The following is a 19931-nucleotide window of genomic DNA, read 5'->3' as shown; positions in this document are numbered from 1 at the left end:
CCCTTCATGTTGTGCGCTATCGCTGGTTCCAGGGACCCTGTTGCGGTGGCTGGCCGTTGGGTCCCTGCGGCGGCCACACCTGCGGCGGCTGACCGTTCGGGTCCTGGGGCGGCTGGCCGTGTGGCGGCTGACCCTGCGGCGGACCGTACAGCGGACGCTGCTGCGGGGCACCTCCGAACGGCTGCTGCCCATGCGGCGGCCCATACGGTGGACGCTGCTGCGGCTGGTTCTGCGGAACTCCGTATCCAGGTCCACCCCACACCGGCTGACCGCTCTGCGGCGCCGGCGGGACCGGCGGGATGCCACCGTCGCGACGCGGCGAGAAAGGTGCGTTGCCGGGGCCGACCGGGCCGGAACCCTGCTGCGGGCCGCGCGGCATCGGCGGCTGCTGGTACTGGCTCGGAGGCTGGCTGCCGCCAACGTTCGGTGACTGCGGTGCGGGCTGCTGACCGAATTGCGGTGCGGGCGAACCGAACTGGGGTGCGGGCGAGCCAAACTGCGGGGCTTCCGGAGCCCCCGCAAGCCCGTTCTGGCCGTTGGTCGGCTGCTGCGAGACGACCTGCGTCGGGCCCGTCTCAACGTCCGACTCGGCTTCACGAGCGGCCGTGGAGGTCGCGCCGAACGAGCCAGTGTCGATCGGCGGAAAGAGCGTCATCCCACTCGAATATTCGTCGTCGACCTCGGGAGCGTCCTCGTTCGGCTCGGGCTTCGCAGCCTCATCCTGGGCGGCGTGGGCGCCCGTGTCAACGGTCGGTGCTGCCTCGCCGTGCGTCGCAGCGTCAGCGACCGTGGTGGCCTCGGCGGCCACAGGCTCGGCCGGGCGGGTGGGTGCTTCGGGTGCCTGCTCGGATGCGGGCTGCACGGTCGGCGCCTCCTCAGCGGGAACGTCGCCGAACGGCGAACGACCCCAGCCCAGGCGCGGCACAACACTCGTCTCGTTGGGGTTGTCCTGCGTGAACGACCAACCGCCACGCTGCTGCGGCGCAGCTGCCGGCTCGCCGTGCGGTGCGGCGAGCGCAGCTCCAGCTGCAGCACCGGCGGCGGCAGCTCCGCCCATGAGGAGCGACTGCGGCGGGGCGGCGTTCGGCGCGGTCTCGCCCATGGCATCGCCGTTCCAGGCAGCGTCGAGTTCGTCATCCGCGGGCTGGGGAACCTTGGTGACTGGCTGGACCGGCGCCAGAGCTGGCGCCTCCGCGGCGTGTTCGCGCAGCTCGCGGCGGCTCGGGAAGGCACCGGTCTCGTTGGCCACGGCGGGCGGCTGCTCAGCGTCCGGCTGCGACACGGCAGGCGCATCCGCTGGCGCAACGGCCGAGGCGGCAGCCGGTGCAGCTGCGGATGCGGCCTCCGGTGCAGGGGCCGCTGCCGGGGTGCTCGATGCTTCGGGAGCTGCCTCCGTCTCCCCGGATCCGAGGAGGGCCTTCGGCGGCACGGGGGTGCCCTCCTCAACCGCGGCAGCGGGGGCCTCCGCCGCGAGTGCGGCGGCGCTTGCCATTGTCCAGGCGTGCGCGATCGTCCACGGCGAGCTGGGCGCTGCTTCGCTGGCCTCGCCGAGGATCGCCTGAGGCGCCGCCGGTGCCGGGGCTGCCGGGGCCTTCTTCACGAGGCGCCGCAGGCGCGACACGCGACCGAGGTCGTCGAACTCGACGGCGAGGGCACCACCGAGCGCTTCGATGAGCAGTGCCGGGCCGTGCTCGGCCACCGTGAGGCCACGGAATCCTTCGAGTGCACGGATGCCGCTGCGGTGGTCGACCATGATGCCTGAGCGCGCGGCACGGAGTACCGCCTTGTGGATCTGGGGCACGGTCGGGTCGCTGATGTCACCCTCGTCGCCGAGGAACACCGTCGCCGCAAGCTCGGCGGACACGGGCAGTTCGAGGCTCATGCGCGTGCCGAGGAGGGCCTTTGCCGCAATGACGAGGCGCTCGGCGGTGAGGTCATTCGAGAGTGCGAGCTCAGGGTCGAGACCCTCCCGGAATCCGTGCCGCTTCGCGAGCGACTTCACCCGTTCGGCCAGTGCGATCGAGGCGGCCGGGAGGTTGTTGACGTTGTTCCACGCCCACATCCACTCCCCCGGCTCGCGGCGGCGAAGACCCATGAGGTGGGCGCGCAGCTCGAGCTGAGCCCCCGCTGTTTCAAAGCGAAGGCGCTGCGCATCAAGGTCGATGCTCCACCGCGCTCCGGCGGCTCGGTCGCACATTTGCTGCGCAGAAATGTAGTGGGCGAGCACACCACGATCGACGAGGTGTCGGAGCGCGTCACTGGTCATGCGGGAATTCCTTCGCGTCGCGGACGAGTAGGGCAAAGGGTACCCGCTACCAGTGACATCCGAATGTCGTGCGGGGGTGGACTACTCCCCATCCCCGACGAGATGCGTGACAGCGGCAGGCCCGCCCTCGAGGAGAAGCCGGAACCCATCCGCGTCGAGTACAGGGATGCCGAGCGCTTCCGCCTTCGTGAGCTTGGACCCGGCTCCCGGACCCGCTGCCACGAAGTCCGTCTTGCTCGAGACGCTCGAGGCAGCCTTGCCACCAGCCAGTGTGATCGCTTCCTTCGCACCATCGCGCGTGAACCCGTCCAGGGTTCCCGTGGCGACGACGGTGATACCGGTGAGCGGGCCTTCAACGCTCTGCTTCGCGCCGGGACCGGGGTGCCCCGGGATCGCCCAGTGTACGCCAGCAGCAGTCCACCGGTCGAGGATCTCGAGGTGCCAGTCCACAGTGAGCCACTCGCTGAGGGAACCGGCGATGATCGGGCCGACACCTTCGACCTGCGAGCGTTCCTCGAGGCTTGCGGCGCGGATCGCATCGAGCGAGCCAAACCAGTCCGCGAGCGCACGTGCGGCGACCGGGCCCACATGCCGGATGTTGAGCGCGACGAGCAGGCGCCAGAGGTCTTTCGTCTTCGCCTTCTCAAGTTCCTCGAGCAGGGTCTCTGCCTGCTTCGATGGCTCGACCAGGCGGTAATCCTTGCGGATGCCTGCCTTGCGGCGGTCGGCGGGCGTGAGATCTTCCGTCCCCGGCGGGTAGCTCAGAGTCACCTTCTGGAAGGGTGCTCGCCGCACGGGCTCCCCCGTCACCGGATCGGTGCGCGGTTCGCCGGTCTCGGGGTCTCGAACGACGACCTCGATCGGGACGAGCTCCTCCAGCGTGAGGTCGAACAGGCGCGCTTCGCTCGTGAGCGGCGGGGTGCTCGGCGATTCGGGCTGGGTGAGGGCGGATGCGGTGACTTCACCGAGTGCTTCAATGTCGAGCCCGCCACGAGAACCGATGTGCTCAATGCGGCCACGCACCTGCGCGGGGCAGGACTTCGCGTTCGGACAGCGCAGGTCGATGTCGCCGTCCTTCATAGCGCGAAGCGGCGTCCCGCACTCCGGGCATTCGATCGGCATCTCGAAGGCGCGCTCACTGCCGTCCCGAAGTTCGAGCACTGGGCCGAGGATTTCCGGGATGACGTCGCCCGCCTTGCGCAGCACGACCGTGTCGCCGATGAGCACTCCCTTCGCGCGCACGACGTCCTGGTTGTGGAGCGTTGCTTGACGAACGACCGAACCAGCAACTGCGACGGGTTCCATGACCGCATACGGGGTTGCGCGTCCGGTTCGGCCGACACCAACGCGCACGTCAAGTAGGCGTGTGCGGACTTCTTCCGGCGGGAACTTGTAGGCGATCGCCCAGCGCGGGGCGCGGTTGGTGGCGCCGAGTTCCTCGTGCGTGTGGAGCTCGTCGATCTTCACGACGATGCCGTCGATTTCGTGCTCGATGGCGTGACGGTGCTCGCCGCGGTCGGCAACGACCTCGAGCACTTCCTCGTCGGTGGCGAGGATCTTCGAGTGTGGGCTTGTCGGCAGTCCCCAGGAGGCGAGGAGGTCGTACACCTCGGACTGGCGAGCCACGGGCGCATCCGGCCACGCGCCGATGCCGTGCACGTAGAGCCGGAGGGCGCCAAGGCGTGCTTCACCGGCGACGCGTTCGAGCCCCGTTTTCTTGTCGATCTGCTGGCGGAGGCCACCGGATGCGGCATTGCGCGGGTTCGCGAACGGTGGGAAGCGGCGCTCGGCGCGCTGGCGCTCCGCATCCTCAGCGAAGTCGCCGCGGGACGTCACGGGGCGTGCCTCCCACCGCTCGCGCGCCTCCTGGACGGCGCGCTCGCGCAGCTCAAGCTGCAGCGCGTTGAGTTCGTTGAATGCCTCAACGGGGATGAACACTTCGCCGCGCACTTCCATGAGCGCGGGGTGCCCTTCGCCGCTGAGCTGTGCGGGAATGTCGCTGATGTAGGCAGTGTTGAGGGTGACGTCCTCGCCGACACGGCCGTCGCCGCGGGTTGCGGCGCTCACGAGCTTGCCGTGCACGTAGCGGAGGTTGATCGCGAGCCCGTCGATCTTCACCTCGGTGAGCCAGTTCACCGTGCCGCCGGCAGCCTGTCGCGTGCGCGCAAGCCACGCTGCGAGTTCTTCGGGCGAGAACACGTTGTCGAGGCTCAGCATCCGTTCGGCGTGCGTGACCGGGGTGAAGAGCGAGGAGACACCACCGCCAACGTGTTGGGTGGGCGAGTCCTGCGAGGCGAGTTCCGGGTAGCGTTCCTCGAGCTCGCGCAGTTCCGTGACGAGGGCGTCGTATTCGGCATCCGAGACGAGTGAGGTGTCCTGCTCGTAGTAGGCGGTGGCGAGTTCCTCGATGCGGGCCGAGAGTTCGGCAACGCGGCTGCGGGCTGTCTCGAAGGCGTCACTCATGGCTAGGCTCCGTTCGCTGCGCGGTCGGTGAGGATGCGTTCGGCACGCTTCCAGCCGATCTCGACGAGCTGCGCGCGCTTTCGCTCCATGCGACGCTCGGCCCGCCGTTCTGAGGAGGTCTCCTGGTAGCTCTGCCAGAAGCCGACGATGGCGATGAGGATGGCGAAGACACCGAAGATGATCGTGGTCGTGCCGGAGAGCTGCATGAGGAAGACCGAAAGCACGAACACGGTCATGGCGATGATGATCCAGAGCACGATGCCGAGGATCCAGTCCTTCGCCGTGAAGCGGCGTGCGGATGCTGTCGAGCGGCTCGTGAGTTCGTCGAGGAGCGCAGCGTTGCTCGTCGTGAAGTGGCTGCGCCAGCTGCTCTCGTCCTTCGGGATGCTCGTGCGCTTCGCCCACTTTTCGGACTGTTCGATCATGCGGTCGAAGGCCTGCCCGTCGCTCAGGCGTCCATCCTGGTGTGTGCTCATGCGAGCGCTCCTTCTGCACCATCGTCTGCGCTGCCGTCGTGGCCTGCACGCGTGGTGCGATCGATCGTGAACTGGCCGAGGACGATGTCACCGTCGTAGAGCACGGCCGACTGTCCGAGGGCGACGCCTTCGAGGGGCTCGTCGAGAGCAACCGCAAGCTCGACGCCGGGCTCGCTCTCATCCTCGCGAAGCGGAGCGGTTGTGGCGCGCCGCGTGAGCATCCCAGGGACGGGTTCGGCGTGCGCGCGAATCTGCACGTGGACGGACCGCGGCTCCTCAAGTTCCGGGCGTGCTCCGGCCCAGCTGAACCGCTGGCCGACGATCTCGGTCACCGCAAGCGCCTCCTTCGGGCCCACCACGACCTGCTGGTCCTTCGGGCGAATCTCGAGGACAAAGCGGGGCTTCCCGTCGGGGGCAGGGCGTCCGAGCTTGAGGCCGCGGCGCTGCCCGACCGTGTATCCGTGGGCACCGTCGTGGCTGCCAACCACGGCGCCGGATTCGTCGACGATGTCGCCGGGGGCATCCCCGAGATGCTCCTTCAACCAGCCGCGAGTGTCGCCGTCGGGGATGAAGCAGATGTCGTAGGAGTCAGGCTTCGTCGCCACTGCGAAGCCACGTCGTTCTGCCTCGGCGCGCACGTCCGCCTTCGCCGGGGTATCCCAGAGCGGGAACATGCAGTGCTCGAGCTGCGCCTCGGTGAGAACACCCAAGACGTAGGACTGGTCTTTCGCTTCCTCGCTCGCCCGGCGCAGCTGCATGTGGCCGTTCGGGAGGCGTTCCACGCGCGCATAGTGGCCCGTGCACACGGCGTCGAAGCCGAGTTCGATGGCCTTGTCGAGGAGCGCCTCAAACTTGATCTTTTCGTTGCAGCGCAGGCACGGGTTTGGCGTACGGCCTGCCGCGTATTCGCTCACGAAGTCGTCGACGACGTCCCGCTTGAAACGTTCAGAGAAATCCCACACATAGAAGGGGATGCCGATCTTGTCGGAGACGCGGCGCGCATCCATCGCATCTTCGATCGTGCAGCAGCCACGGCTGCCGGTGCGCAGTGTGCCACCCATGCGCGAGAGCGCCAAGTGGACGCCGACGACGTCGTGGCCCTGCTCGACGGCGCGGGCTGCTGCTACGGCACTATCGACTCCGCCAGACATGGCCGCCAAAACTCGCATGCCGTCAAGAATAGGCGGGCACCCAGGACGCCTCACCGGCGGGACCTCGCCCGATCGCCATCGGCGTAGCGGCGCTACTCGGGGATGCTGCGCTGCTCAGCGTCGAGGCGGGCTTAGAGGCCGCCGCGAGCGACGAGTTCGCTGTGGGTTCCGTGTTCGACGATGCGGCCACGATCCACGACGTAGATGACGTCGGCGTGGCGGATGGTCGAGAGCCGGTGGGCGATCGACAGCACCGTGCGACCTTCGGCGACGACGTCGAGGGCCTGCTGCACGTGCCGTTCGGAGAGCGTGTCGAGAGCGGAGGTTGCCTCGTCGAGCACGAGCACGGCGGGGTCTTTGAGGAAGACGCGGGCGATGGCGATGCGCTGTTTCTCGCCGCCCGAGAGCCGGTAGCCGCGCTCGCCGACGACCGTGTTGTAGCCGTCCGGGAAACGCATGATCGTCTCGTGGATGTTCGCGTGCCGGGCCGCCTGTTCGAGCTCCTCACCCGTCGCAGAGGGTTTTGCGTAGCGGAGATTGTCGGCGATCGTCGCGTGGAAGAGGTATGCGTCTTGGCTCACGATGCCGATGTGCGACATGAGCTCGTGCGCGTCGAGCTCGCGCACATCCTCACCGGCGAAGCGGACAGTGCCGGATGTCGCTTCGTACAGACGCGGCACGAGGTAGCCGATCGTCGTCTTGCCCGCGCCAGATGGCCCGACGAAGGCGGCGTACTGACCGGGAGCCAGCGAGAACGAAACCTGGTCGAGGGTCGGCGCATCCGCCGGGTCCGTTTCGGGATACCGGAACGACACCTCCTCAAAGCACACCTCGCCGAGGCGGGATGCCTCGATGGGGCGCGGCGTCGCGGGTGAGGTGATGCTCGGAGTGAGGTCGAGGTATTCGAAGATGCGGGCAAAGAGCGCCATCGAGGTCTGCACTTCGAGCCCCATCCGCATGAGGCCGAGCAGCGGCATCGAGAGCCTCGTCTGCACAGCGGTGAAGGCGACGATGGTGCCCGCAGTGAGGTGCGTCGCGCCGCCTTCGATGAGGTAGGCGGTGACGACGTAGACGGCGGGCGGCACGAGCGAGAACACGATCGACACGAAGGCAAAGAACCACTGGCCGGACATGGCCTGGCGGATCTGCAGCGCAATCTGGCGGTCATTCTCGGCCTGATAGCGAGCGGCCTCGGCGCCCTCCTGCCCGAAAGACTTTGCGAGCAGTACGCCCGAGACGCTGAGACTCTCTTGGGTGATGGCCGTCATCTCGGAGAGCGACTCCTGCGTTTCGCTCGCGATGCGGGCTCGCAGCTGGCCGACGCGGCGCTGCACGACGACCAGCAGCGGCATGAGGATGACGGCGACGATCGTGAGTTCCCACGAGAGAAGCACCATCGACACGAGGGCTGCAAGCACGGTGACGACGTTGCCGACGACGCTCGAGATCATGGAGCGCAGTGTCTGCGCGACCCCGCCGACATCGTTTTGCAGGCGGGACTGGATGACGCCGGTCTTCGTGCGGGTGAAGAAGGCGAGCTCCATGGACTGCAGCCGCGCAAACAGTTGCGTGCGCAGATCTCCCATGACGCGGTTACCGACCTTCGCGGTGAGCCAGGCCTGCCAGACGCCAAGTGCGTTCGACACGACCCACACGGCGAGCATCGCGGCGACGGCCCACCAGAGCTCGTGAAGGTTCGGTCCGCTTCCGTCTGCCGGGAAGAGTCCTGCGTCGAAGGCGTGCTTGGTGAGCAGGGGCGGCGCGACCGAGATCGCGGCGGTAATGAGGACAAGCACGATCGCGAGCGCGAGAAGTCCCCGGTAGGGCCGGAAGAGAGCGAGTACCCGAGACTCGAGGTGGGGAATCTTCGGCGCCTTCGCATTCTCGGCCTTGAGGGCGGCCTCGTCGCGCATGCGTCCGCCACCTCGTCCAGGCCCGCTGCCCATCATCATCCGCATGCTCATGCGGTCGAGCCTAAAGCCAGCGGACTGTCTTACCGTCCGTGCCGCGAGTGTGTGCGGGTGCCGTCGGCGGGCACCGCCTCGAAGTTTGCTCCGACGGCATCCTCGTCGAGGGCGGGGTCGGTGATCATGAGCTGACCTTCAGCAAGAGCCTCTGCGGGGATCTCACGCTCGATGGCAGTGGCGAGGGGCTTTTCGACCACGAACAGCAGCGCAACAAAGGCAATGACGATGAGCGGAACCAGATAAACGAAGATCGGGACCAGTGCGTGATTGATCGCGCCGAGCACGAGCGTGTGCATGGGCTCGGGCAGGGCGCTCACGGCTCCGGGAGTGAAGTGTCCGCCGCCAGACAACGATGCACCATTTCCCGGCGCAAGTTTGGTGAACTCCTCGACGAGGCGCTGCGCGAACAGGGACCCCACGATGGCAGAGCCCAGGGTTGCGCCGACCTGGCGGAAGTAGTTCGTTGCCGCCGTCGCCGTTCCCACCATGCGAATGGGGAACGAGTTCTGCACGATCAAGGTGAGAATCTGCATCGACAGGCCAAGGCCAGAGCCGAGGACTGCGAGCGCCGCACAGATAACCCACATAGGTGTGTCGACGGTGACAAGCGAGATGAAGACGAGTGCTCCCGCAACAATGCCGGTGCCGACAACGGGCAGCATCTTGTAACGGCCAGTGCGAGACACGATTGCTCCCGACAGAGTCGAGGTCACGAGGAGCACACCCATCATCGGGATCATGAGGAGACCCGACACCGTGGGGCCTGCGCCGGTCACCATCTGGAGGTACATCGGCATGTAGCCGAGCGCTCCAAACATGGCGACACCGATCGCAAGCGCAGCAGCCGTGGTGAGGAGGAAGTTTCGGTCGAGGAAGAGCGCCAGCGGCATGACCGGCTGCTCGGCCTTCGATTCCACAACCACAAAGCAGACGGCAGCAACGATGCCCACGACTGCGAGCACTGCGGATTCGACAGACATCCACTCGAACTGCTGCCCACCCCATGTCGCGAGAAGCACGATCGATGTGGTGGCCACGGCGAGGAGCATCATCCCGAGCACATCAACTCGGCCTTCGGTGCGTCGCTTCGGCAGACGCAGCAGGAACACTGCGGCAGCCAGCGCGAGCAGACCGATCGGCACGTTCATCCAGAATGCCCAGCGCCATCCCGGGCCTTCCGTGAACCAGCCACCGAGCAGAGGGCCAGCCACCGAGGCGAAGGCGAATACGCCACCCATGATGCCCATGTACTTGCCGCGCTCACGCGCAGGCACGACGTCCGCAATCGCAGCCTGGGTGAGGATCATGAGCCCGCCGCCGCCAAGGCCCTGAATGCCGCGGGCTGCGATGAGCATCGGCATGTCTTGGGCAAGGGCGCCGAGAACTGAGCCGCCGAGGAACACCACAATCGCAGCGATGAGCATTGGTCGACGTCCAAAGAGGTCGGAGAGGTTGCCGTACACGGGCATCGTCACGGTTGAGGCGAGGATGAATGCGGTGATGACCCAGCTCAGGTGTTCCACGCCGTTGAGTTCGCCGATGATCGTCGGCATGGCACTCGAGAGGACGGTGTTATTGAGCGAGGCGAGGAGCATCGCGAGCATGAGGCCCGCGAACAGCGGGATGAGGCGCTTCGGGGGCAGTGCGCCGTCGGCGGTTTCAGGGGAGTTCACAGGTGAACCTTTCAACAAGACAGGTGTGAGTTCGGGGTCTCGCGCTAGAGCAGTGCGCGGAACAGCGTGAGCGCATCGTCAAGTACCGGGGATTCGGGGTCGAGGATGCTCTTGAGATCCCGGGTGAGGAGGTAGCGAAGGACCGCGACCGAGAGGGCCACGAGGGCATGTGCCGCGTCCGCGTCTCGGGTAGCTCGTGGAAGGTCGAGGCCGTCACGCAGTTCGGGCATCCGCGCGAGCACCTGCTCCAGGGTGAGGTCGGCGGCAACTTGGAAGTGCTGCCGCGACCGTTCGAGGAGGACAGGGTTGGCGTCGACGAGCTCTTGGCGGCGAAGGTCGCCCGAGAGCTTGGGCCAGCCGGATCGGATGACGGCCATCAGGAGCGTCGTCGTGGCACGCAGTGGATCTTCGAGTTGCTGCTCGAAGGCAGCCACGGCTTGGTCGCTGCAAGCGGGAGTTACAAGGCCGAGGACCGCGTCTTCTTTCGACGGAAAATAGTTGAAGAAGGTCCGGCGAGACACACCCGCGGCTTCCGCGATTGCCTCGACCGTCGACGCAGCGAACCCCTGCTCCACGATGAGATGCACTGCTGCCTCATGGATTGCGAGCCACGTCATGCGTCGATTCTTCGCCCGCCGCGACTCGCACTCCGATTCGGCCAATGCTTCACATTCCACTGTGGAATCTTTGCACCTGATGCAAACTTGCACAAGTGCAATCTTGCACTGCGGACAAACTGTTGCACCTGCGGTCGATGTCGGCCTGCTTCTACAGCCAGCCGGTGGCCCACATCAGGCCAAGAGCACTGAGCGTGATGATCACCCAGAGCACCCCGGCAAAGCCGAGCGGCTTGAAGCCTGCCTTGCGGATGACCGCGAAGTCGACGGTGAACCCGATGCCCGCGAGCGCGGCGGCGATGAGGGTCTTCGCGATGAGGTGGAGCCCTTCGCTCCAGGCTGCGGGGATGGCGCCGAGGCTTGCTGCGAGAGCCGCCACAAGGAAGCCGGTGAGGAACCACGGTACGAGCTGCCACGGCCGCTTCCGCTTCGTTGCCACCTCGCCACTCGCGGTCGCAGCGGTCTTGCTCGTGCGGGCAATCCACCAGCTGAGGGCGATCGTGATGGGGATGATCGCGAGCGTGCGGGTGAGCTTCACGACGACCGCGATCTGCGCGGCTTCCGCACCGTAAATGGATGCCGCTGCCACGACCGATGAGGTGTCGTTCACGGCGGTGCCGGCGAAGAGTCCGAAGGCTTCCTGACTCATGCCGAGCAGGTGCCCGAGCCACGGAAACACGAAGACGGCGACGAGGTTGTATGTGAAGATCGCGGTCACCGCGAGCGCAATGACGCTTGCTTCAGCGGCCAGGATGGGGGCCGTCGCGGCAATCGCGCTCGCGCCGCAAATCGAGGTGCCAACCGTCAGGAGCACCGACTCGTCACGGCTGATGCGCACGAGCTTCGCGAGCAGCCATCCACTCGTGAGCGCAATCGCGAGCGTGCCGAAAAGGACCGGCGCGGTGCGCGCCCCGAGTTCCGCGATACCGGCGAGCGACATGGTGCCACCGAGCACGACGATGGCGAGCTGGAGGACGCGTTTACCCGTGAATCCGGCGCCCACCAGCATCCGCTCCCCTGCCGGCGTCCCGCGAAGCGAGGTGAGCAGCATTCCGATGAGGAGCGCGATGATCGGACCGCCAATGAGTGGCGCAAATCCCCCGAGCCAGGTGGCGAGGATGCCGACCGCGAGCGCCGCGCAGACACCCGGGGCGAGGCGCCGAATTTGCGTCACGAGCGGCCTGCCCGGCGTGCGCGTTCGATGACGCCCGGCAGTGCGGCCGCGAGCGCCTGCACGTCCTCGATCGTGGACGTCCAGCCGAGCGTGATGCGGAGGGCACCGTGGACGTGCTCCTCCGGCACACCCATCGCGCTTAACACGTGCGAGGGCTCCTGTACCCCCGCCTGACACGCAGACCCGGTGGAGACGGAAATCCCTGCCATATCGAGGAGGAAGAGGAGGGAGTCGCCCTGGCATCCCTCAACAGTGAAGTGGAGGTTGCCAGCCGCGCGGCCACGGGCGATGACGCCGCCGTCCTCGAAGTCGGCACCGAGCTCCGCGCCTCGGATGGTGACGCCATCAATCGCCGTGATGGAGGCGGCCAGCTCGTCAATGAGCCCGTCAAGGCGCGCACACTCGAGCGCGAGCGCCGCTGGCTCGCAGGCGGCGTCAAGGGCTGCGGCAAAGCCGAGCGCGCCGGGGACGTCGATCGTGCCGGGGCGGAATCCGCGCTGCTGACTGCCGCCGTGCATGAGCGGGACAAGCTCCATCGAGCGCCGGGTCACAAGCGCGCCGACACCGAACGGCCCGCCAATCTTGTGGGCCGACACCGAGAGGAGGTCTGCGCCGAGGGCGGTGGCATCCACGGTGAGGTGGCCGAGCGAGGCGACCGCATCCACGTGGACCGGGATGCCTGCCTCGTGGGCGAGCGCGGTGACGGCACGGATCGGCTGCACGGTGCCGACTTCGTTGTTCGCGTGGATGAGGCTCACGAGCGCGATGCGGTGACGATCGTCAAGGGCGCGCTCGAACTCGTCGAGGCGGATGCGACCGTCCGCATCGAGCGGCACCAGACGCAGTTCTGCTCCCTCCCGCTGAGCCAGGGATTCGAGGGTGTCGAGGGTCGCGTGGTGCTCCCCCTCCGCGGACACGATGACGGGCCGCTCTGCGTCGCGCTGGCGGGCACGGAACCCGCCGGTGAGCGCGAGGTTGATGCTCTCCGTACCGCCGGAGGTGAGGATGATCTCGATCGGTTCGGCGCCGAGTCGCACAGCGATCCGCTCGCGTGCGTCCGCGAGGCGCGCCTTCGCTGCCTGGCCGTGCCCGTGCACAGAGGAGGCGTTGCCGACATCCTGATACGCCTCGGTGAGCGCAGCGAGAGCCTCCGGACGGATGGGGCTCGTGGCTGCGTGGTCGAGGTAGCGAGGCATGGCGTCATCCCTTCAGCCGACGTCGAGAGTCGCGGGAATGCCCGCACTCGTTCACGGCACGATACTCCTTCGCCTCGTACACTTGAGCGTCCCAGGCCTGCTCGCGCCGAGACGCACACGGCCACTCTTCCGCCACAGGGAATCCTTCGATGACGATCTTTCAGCCCTACCCCGACCTTGGGGTCACCTTCAACGAAGCTGGTGCGCGAGTTCGGGTGGTGTCGCGGCATGCCGATTCGATGGAACTGTGCCTCATCGATGAGCGCGGCGAGGTCACCGCACAGCTGCCGATGCACTGCGAGAGCGAGGTGTGGGAGGCGCGAACCGATGCCCTTCGCCCGGGCGACCGCTACGCCCTTCGCGCAAGCGGCCCGGACGGCCCGCGCAACGCTTTTGACAGCGAACGGCTCCTCCTTGACCCCTACGCGCGACACATCGACAACATCGGGACGGCTCGTCGCCCGATCTGGTGCGGCGTCGCCACCGACCCGGCCGCCGGGCTGCCTGAGTGGCGAGCGCCCAAGCCGTGCACACCGCGCGAAGATCTCGTCATCTACGAAGCGCACGTGAAGGGTCTCACGAAGCTCGCGCCGTTTGTGCCGGAGGAGATTCGAGGCAGCTACGCGGCACTCGGCCACGAAGCCGTCATCGCACACCTCGTCGAGCTTGGCGTCAACGCGGTGGAGCTCCTCCCCGTCCACGCGATTGCGACCGAGAAGTTCCTGCGCCTGCAGGACATGACGAACTACTGGGGCTACTCGAGCGTCGGCTTCTTCGCCCCGCACCTCGGCTACGCCTCCCCCGCGGCGCTCGCGGCAGGGCCGGATGCGGTGGTTGCCGAGCTCCGCGGCGCCGTCGACGCGCTCCACGCAGCAGGCATCAGCGTCCTGCTCGATGTCGTCTACAACCACTCGGCCGAACAGCAGCCCGCGAAGGGCTCGACCTCCTCGTTCCGCGGCCTCGACAATGCGCTCTACTACCGCTTCGACGGCCAGGATGAGTACCTCGATGTGACCGGCTGCGGCAATGCGCTCAACACGGCCGAGGACGCCGTCCGACAGCTCGTGCTCGACTCGCTCGCGTATTGGACCGAGCACTTCGGCATCGACGGCTTCCGTTTCGACCTGGCAGCGACGCTCGGCCGCGACGGCAACACCGTGTTCGACCCGCACCACCCGCTCCTCGAAGACATGCAACGCGACCCGCGCCTGGCCGGGCTTCACCTCATTGCCGAGCCCTGGGATATCGGCTCGGGTGGCTGGCAGACCGGCCACTTCGCGACGGGATGGTCGGAATGGAACGACCACTTCCGCGACCGCGCACGCCAATTCTGGATTCGCGACCTCGCCCATGCCCGACAGAACGGCGATCCCGGCAACGGGCCCGCAGAGCTTGCGACCGCCCTCGCCGGCAGCTCTGACGTCTTCAAGGACGAGCGCGGCCCGATCGCGACCGTCAACTTCGTCACCGCGCACGATGGCTTCACGCTGCGAGACCTCGTCTCGTACAACGTGAAACACAACCTCCTCAACGCCGAGCTCGGCCGCGACGGCACGACGAACAACCGCTCCTTCAACTTCGGCGTCGAAGGCCCCTCGAACGACGACGTGATCGAGCGCGACCGCCGCCTGGCAATGCGGAACCTCCTCGGGACGCTGTGCCTGTCCGCTGGTGTCCCCATGGTGTGCGCGGGCGATGAGTTTGGCCGCAGCCAGCGAGGCAACAACAACCCCTACAACCAGGATTCACCGCTCACCTGGATCGACTGGGAACGCGACGAGCACCAGCTCGCGCAACAGGCGCACCTGGCCAGGCTCCTCGACATCCGCGCGAAGTACCGCACCCTCCGGCCTCGCTCCTTCAACCACGGCACTGAGCTTGAGGAAGGCAGCACGCGTATCGAGTGGTTCGACGCCCTCGGCGACACCATGCAGGCCGAACTCTGGGGCTCCCCCACCGGACGCTGCGTGCAGTACCTCGCCTCCAGCCTGGTGCCCGACGCGAGCGGTGACGGTTCCCTCATCCGCGAAGATCTCCTCATCGTCCTGCACGGTCTTGAGGAGGAAGCACTCTTGCGGCCTCCCGCGGTGGACGGGATTTTTGGCTACGAGCTCCTCTGGGACTCCTCGCTTGAGCATCCGCACGATCTCGCCGAAAACGGGCGCATGCACTGCGTGCTCCCCGAATCCACGCACCGGATCGAGGGCCCGTCCATCCGCGTCTACCTCGCGCACCACCAGGATCGCGACTAAGGGACACACCCACCTGGCGGTCAAGTCGTTCCGCTAACGTCACGAACGTGGCTGCGACACGTGGATCCGACGACCAGACGACGAACACCAACGAGGGCCGCCGCCGGTTCTCATTCTTCCCCCCTGTGCTGCGCGCGCAGGAGGATGCTGAGCCTGAGGCCCCGGCACCGGTGACGCCTGCGAGCGCGGAGCCGAACGCTCCCGCCGAGGAGCTCACCGCATCGGCAACCCCGGCTGAGATCACCGAGCACAATGAGGAGCACGACGTGCCTGAGACGTTCCCCGGTTCCGGCTACACGCCGGTCGTTGGCCGCATCCCGATTTTCAAGCTCCGCCCGCAGATCGAAGACGAGCTTTGGCCGACGAAGGCTGTCGAGGGCGACGTCATCCCCTTCTCGTGCGTGAGCTTCCGCGAGGGACACGACCTCATCGGCGTCGAACTCGTCATAAACACCCCCGATGGCGAAACGGCCCGCCACCGAATGCACCCGGGTGCCCCCGGCACCGACAGCTGGGAGTGCAGTGTTCAGCTCACCGGCATCGGCATGCACCGCTGGCACGTTGAGGCCTGGGCGGATGTCTTCTCGACGTGGCGCCACAACGCAGAGATCAAGATCGCTGCGGGTGTGGACGTCGAGATCATGCTCGAGCAGGGTGCCCGCCTCATGGAACGCGCCGGTCAGGACGAAGCCGCCGCGACCGCCCGCAACCGCGAGCTCACGACGCCGGAGCGCCTTGGGGGGATGCTGCTCGAGGACGTCCTTGACGCCCTCGAGCGCGAGCCGATCCGCGAGCTCGTCACCCACTCGCCGGAGCGTCTCATCGACGTGAACCGGAAGATCGCTGGTGTCGCCGCCTGGTATGAGCTCTTCCCGCGCTCCGAAGGCGCCATCAAGCACGACGATGGCTCCTGGACGAGCGGTACCTTCCGCACCGCCGCCGAACGCCTCCCCGCCGTGCGCGAGATGGGCTTCGACGTCGTCTACCTGCCGCCGATCCACCCGATCGGCCGCACGAACCGTAAGGGCCCGAACAACACGCTTACAGCAGGCCCGAACGACCCCGGTTCGCCGTGGGCTATCGGCGCGAGCGAGGGTGGTCACACTGATATTCACCCGGAACTCGGCACGATCGAGGACTTCCGCTACTTCCGCAGCGAGGTCGAGCGCCTCGGTATGGAACTCGCCCTCGACATCGCCCTCCAGGCGACCCCCGATCACCCATGGGTTGCCGAGCACGAGGACTGGTTCACCGTCCTCCCCGATGGCTCCATCGCCTACGCCGAGAACCCGCCGAAGAAGTACCAGGACATTTACCCGCTCAACTTCGACGGTGACCGCAACGGCCTGTACACCGAGATCCTCGAGATGTTCGAGTACTGGGTGACGCAGGGCGTGAAGATCTTCCGCATCGACAACCCACACACGAAGCCGCTCCAGTTCTGGGAGTGGGTCATCTACGAGGTGCGGGCGCTTCACCCGGAGGTTGTCTTCCTCGCGGAGGCGTTCACGCGTCCGGCCGTCATGCAGGCGCTCGCGCAGGCAGGCTTCCAGCAGTCGTACTCGTACTTCACCTGGCGCAACACGAAGCAGGAGCTCGAGGAGTTCCTCACGAGCATCTCGAAGGAAACCTCGGCGTTCATGCGCCCGAATCTCTTCGTGAACACCCCGGACATCCTCACCGAGTATCTCCAGTTCGGTGGCCGCCCGGCGTACGAGATTCGCGCGACGATCGCTGCCATGGCGGGCCCGCTCTGGGGCATGTACGCAGGCTACGAGCTCATCGAGAACGTTGCTCGCCCGGGCGCCGAAGAGAACATCGACAACGAAAAGTACGAGTTCAAGCAGCGCGACTGGGCAGCCGAAGAGGCCGCGGGCCGCTCGATCGCCCCGTACGTGACGAAGCTCAACGCCATCCGCCATGCCCACCCGACACTCGAGCAGCTCGGCAACTTCGAGGTGCAGTACTCCTCGAGCGACGACCTCCTCGTCTTCTCGAAGCACCTTGCCGCCGAGCACAGCCCGAACGGCGAAGCCGACACGATCATCGTCGTCGTCGCACTCAACCCGCACAGCGTCATCGAAGCGACCGTGTGGCTCGACCCGACGAAGTTCGGCCTGGATGGTGCAAGCCGCTTCGAGGTGGAAGACCTCGTGACGGGCGCGCACTGGGAGTGGGGCACGAACAACTACGTGCGCCTCGACCCGCACGAAGTGCCCGCGCACATCCTGCACGTCAAGCACAGCTAGGGATTGAACGTGCCCGGACGAGCGCGATTCCCGCATCCTGACCCTCGACAGAACGGAGCGATCATGTCGCCCAACACGACCCCGGAGCTTCCCGAGCAGGGCACACCCGCGACCGCGAACCCTGCCGAGGCGGAGCTTGTGACCCGTGCCGATGCACCCGCGAGCGCACCACGTCACGCCGGTGCGCCAGAGACTGCTCGCGAGGTGACGGCTCCGGATGCGCCTACTGAGGTTCCCGAGGCAGGCCCCGAGGACGTCACGGCTCCCGGCCCCGAGTTCTCGGATGCTGAGCTTGCTGCCCTCGAGCAGGGTGAGCACGGTGACCCGCACACGGTCCTCGGTCAACACCCGGGCGCAGCCCCGAACGAAGTCACGATCCGCGTGCGTCGCCCGTTCGCCAAGACCGTCACTGCGGTGCTCCGGACGAGCGGTGCCCGCATCGAACTTGAGCACCTTTCGCACGGCATTTGGACGGGAACCCACAGCTACGGCCTCGACGACTACACGATCGAGGCTCGCTACGAGGGCGGTCACCTGGATGTCCGCGACGACCCGTACCGCTTCACGCCGTCGATTGGCGAAATCGACCTCTTCCTCTTCGGTGAGGGTCGCCACGAGCGCCTCTGGCACGTCATGGGTGCGCACGTGCGCGAGCACTGGGGCACGAACGTCGCCGTGCTGGGCACGTCCTTCACCGTGTGGGCGCCGCGTGCGAGTGCGGTTCGCGTCATCGGTTCGTTCAATGGTTGGGATGGCCGCGGCCACATGATGCGCCGCCTCGGCGACCTCGGCGTGTGGGAGCTCTTCGTCCCGGGCGTCACCGAACATGAAACGTACAAGTTCCAGATCCGCCACCGCGACGGATTCTGGGTGGAGAAGGCCGACCCGATGGCCCGCCACACGGAGTGCCCGCCGCAGACCGCATCCGTCATCCCTGCCCCGTCAAGCTACGAGTGGCAGGACTCGGCGTGGATGACCGAGCGTGCCGCCAACGACCCCCATACGAAGCCGATCAGTGTCTACGAGCTGCACCTCATGTCGTGGCGCGATGGCCTGAGCTACGTGGATGCTGCCGATCAGCTCATCGCCTACCTCGACGAGATGCAGTTCACGCACGTTGAGTTCATGCCGCTCGCTGAGCACCCCTTCGGCGGTTCGTGGGGTTACCAGGTCACCGGCTACTACGCTCCGACCTCGCGCCTTGGCTCTCCCGACGAGCTGCGCTACCTCATCGACCGCCTTCACCAGGCCGGTTACGGCGTCATCATGGACTGGGTGCCGGGCCACTTCCCGAAGGATGAGTGGGCGCTCGGCCGTTTCGACGGCGAGCCCCTCTACGAGCACCCGGACCCGCGCCGCGGCGAGCAGCCCGACTGGGGCACCTACGTGTTCAACTTCGGCAGCCCGCAGGTGCGGAACTTCCTCGTCGCGAATGCGCTCTTCTGGTTCGAGGAGTTTCACATCGACGCACTCCGCGTGGATGCCGTGGCATCGATGCTCTACCTCGACTACTCGCGTGACGAGTGGCTGCCGAACGAGTTCGGCGGACGCGAAAACCTTGAGGCGATCCGTTTCCTCCAGGAGACGAATGCGACCGCCTACCGTCTCCACCCCGGCATCATGATGATCGCCGAAGAGTCAACCAGCTGGCCGGGCGTCACCAAGCCCACCGATTGGGACGGCCTGGGCTTCGGCCTCAAGTGGAACATGGGCTGGATGAACGACACGCTCCGCTACGTCGAGCGTGACCCGATCTACCGCTCGTACCACCACGGCGAGCTCACCTTCTCGTACGTGTACGCGTGGAGCGAGCAGTACATGCTGCCGATCAGCCACGACGAGGTCGTGCACGGCAAGGGTTCACTCTTCACAAAGATGCCGGGCGATCACCGGCAGAAACTCGCCGGAATGCGCCTGTTCCTCGCCTACCAGTGGGGTCACCCCGGCAAGCAGCTGCTGTTCATGGGACAGGAGTTTGGCCAGATAGCCGAGTGGAACCAGTCGCGCGGCCTTGACTGGTGGCTGCTCGACCAGGCCCCGCACCGCGGCCTGCAGCAGTTCGTGCGCCACCTCAACGAGCGCTACCGCGCCTTCCCTGCCCTCTGGGAGCGCGACTTTGACCCGGATGGCCTTCGTTGGATCAACGGTGGCGACAGCCAGAACTCGGCGCTCGCGTTCATCCGCCGCGGCTCGAAGCCCGAGGATGACATCGTCATGGTGTTCAACTTCTCGAACCAGATCCTCTCGAACTACCGCATCGGTGTGCCGGAGGCCGGGTTCTGGGGCGAGGTCATGAACTCGGACGCCACTGAGTTTGGTGGTTCTGGCGTCGGGAACCTCGGCGGCGTCCACTCGAGCAACGAGGGCGCCCACGGTTTCGAGCACTCGATTGAGATCACGGTGCCGCCGCTGGGTGCCGTCTGGTTCCGCCGCTCGGCGTAGCCGCT

General features: G+C 66.8%; 12 protein-coding genes. 3 read left to right on the top strand and 9 right to left on the bottom strand.

Going from position 1 to position 19931, the window contains the following annotated elements:
- Positions 1-16: 16 nt before the first annotated feature.
- From ZAL01S_RS06165 to ZAL01S_RS06125, 9 genes are all read right to left on the bottom strand, one after another.
- A complete protein-coding gene (locus ZAL01S_RS06165; protein WP_066081278.1) occupies positions 17-2266 on the bottom strand; it encodes a DUF6882 domain-containing protein in 2250 nt (749 codons plus the stop codon).
- An 81-nt stretch (positions 2267-2347) separates the two neighbouring features.
- On the bottom strand, positions 2348-4729 hold the full coding sequence (gene ligA / locus ZAL01S_RS06160) for an NAD-dependent DNA ligase LigA (RefSeq protein WP_066081275.1): 2382 nt from the start codon (positions 4727-4729) through the stop codon (positions 2348-2350).
- 2 nt (positions 4730-4731) lie between these two features.
- Complete coding sequence (locus tag ZAL01S_RS06155; RefSeq protein WP_066081273.1) at positions 4732-5205, bottom strand: hypothetical protein; 474 nt, start codon at positions 5203-5205, stop codon at positions 4732-4734.
- Complete coding sequence (gene mnmA, locus ZAL01S_RS06150) at positions 5202-6356, bottom strand: tRNA 2-thiouridine(34) synthase MnmA (protein WP_244875352.1); 1155 nt, start codon at positions 6354-6356, stop codon at positions 5202-5204. The genes ZAL01S_RS06155 and mnmA overlap by 4 nt, the downstream gene beginning before the upstream one ends.
- A gap of 131 nt (positions 6357-6487) precedes the next feature.
- Entirely contained in the window at positions 6488-8314 is a 1827-nt protein-coding gene (locus tag ZAL01S_RS06145) for an ABC transporter ATP-binding protein (RefSeq protein WP_370664271.1), read from the bottom strand.
- Positions 8315-8349: 35 nt separating this feature from the next.
- The gene (locus ZAL01S_RS06140; RefSeq protein WP_110467138.1) at positions 8350-9996 is read right to left on the bottom strand and encodes an MDR family MFS transporter; all 1647 of its coding nucleotides are present in this window, start codon (positions 9994-9996) and stop codon (positions 8350-8352) included.
- 44 nt (positions 9997-10040) lie between these two features.
- A complete protein-coding gene (locus ZAL01S_RS06135; RefSeq protein ID WP_066081267.1) occupies positions 10041-10613 on the bottom strand; it encodes a TetR/AcrR family transcriptional regulator in 573 nt (190 codons plus the stop codon).
- A 151-nt stretch (positions 10614-10764) separates the two neighbouring features.
- Positions 10765-11787, bottom strand: a complete 1023-nt coding sequence (locus ZAL01S_RS06130) for a YeiH family protein (protein ID WP_066081264.1) — start codon at positions 11785-11787, stop codon at positions 10765-10767.
- Positions 11784-12983 carry a cysteine desulfurase family protein gene (locus ZAL01S_RS06125; protein ID WP_066081262.1) on the bottom strand — a complete coding sequence of 400 codons (1200 nt, stop codon included), beginning with the start codon at positions 12981-12983 and terminating at the stop codon, positions 11784-11786. Before ZAL01S_RS06125 ends, ZAL01S_RS06130 begins: the two co-directional genes overlap by 4 nt.
- 149 nt (positions 12984-13132) lie before the next feature.
- Here ZAL01S_RS06125 and ZAL01S_RS06120 point away from each other — a divergent pair, with 149 nt between their 5' ends.
- The 3 genes from ZAL01S_RS06120 to glgB all read left to right on the top strand — a co-directional run bounded on the left by ZAL01S_RS06120 (position 13133) and on the right by glgB (position 19926).
- Positions 13133-15235 carry a glycogen debranching protein gene (locus ZAL01S_RS06120; protein WP_066081259.1) on the top strand — a complete coding sequence of 701 codons (2103 nt, stop codon included), beginning with the start codon at positions 13133-13135 and terminating at the stop codon, positions 15233-15235.
- Between the two features lie 320 nt (positions 15236-15555).
- Positions 15556-17484, top strand: a complete 1929-nt coding sequence (locus tag ZAL01S_RS06115) for an alpha-1,4-glucan--maltose-1-phosphate maltosyltransferase (protein WP_083523130.1) — start codon at positions 15556-15558, stop codon at positions 17482-17484.
- 63 nt (positions 17485-17547) lie between these two features.
- On the top strand, positions 17548-19926 hold the full coding sequence (gene glgB, locus ZAL01S_RS06110) for a 1,4-alpha-glucan branching protein GlgB (protein ID WP_083523120.1): 2379 nt from the start codon (positions 17548-17550) through the stop codon (positions 19924-19926).
- Positions 19927-19931 lie beyond the last annotated feature (5 nt).

This window comes from [Zimmermannella] alba NBRC 15616 (assembly GCF_001570905.1).
GTDB lineage: Bacteria > Actinomycetota > Actinomycetes > Actinomycetales > Microbacteriaceae > Pseudoclavibacter > Pseudoclavibacter albus.
The sequence above is the reverse complement of the archived record's forward strand: the minus strand, read 5'-3'. Positions and strand labels throughout refer to the sequence as shown.

Excerpts from the sequence above, each read along its gene's own strand:
- ZAL01S_RS06165 (WP_066081278.1), bottom strand. The coding sequence starts at position 2,266 with ATGACCAGTGACGCGCTCCGACACCTCGTCGATCGTGGTGTGCTCGCC.
- ligA (WP_066081275.1), bottom strand. The coding sequence starts at position 4,729 with ATGAGTGACGCCTTCGAGACAGCCCGCAGCCGCGTTGCCGAACTCTCG.
- ZAL01S_RS06155 (WP_066081273.1), bottom strand. The coding sequence starts at position 5,205 with ATGAGCACACACCAGGATGGACGCCTGAGCGACGGGCAGGCCTTCGAC.
- mnmA (WP_244875352.1), bottom strand. The coding sequence starts at position 6,356 with ATGTCTGGCGGAGTCGATAGTGCCGTAGCAGCAGCCCGCGCCGTCGAG.
- ZAL01S_RS06145 (WP_370664271.1), bottom strand. The coding sequence starts at position 8,314 with ATGCGGATGATGATGGGCAGCGGGCCTGGACGAGGTGGCGGACGCATG.
- ZAL01S_RS06135 (WP_066081267.1), bottom strand. The coding sequence starts at position 10,613 with ATGACGTGGCTCGCAATCCATGAGGCAGCAGTGCATCTCATCGTGGAG.
- ZAL01S_RS06125 (WP_066081262.1), bottom strand. The coding sequence starts at position 12,983 with ATGCCTCGCTACCTCGACCACGCAGCCACGAGCCCCATCCGTCCGGAG.
- ZAL01S_RS06120 (WP_066081259.1), top strand. The coding sequence starts at position 13,133 with ATGACGATCTTTCAGCCCTACCCCGACCTTGGGGTCACCTTCAACGAA.
- glgB (WP_083523120.1), top strand. The coding sequence starts at position 17,548 with ATGTCGCCCAACACGACCCCGGAGCTTCCCGAGCAGGGCACACCCGCG.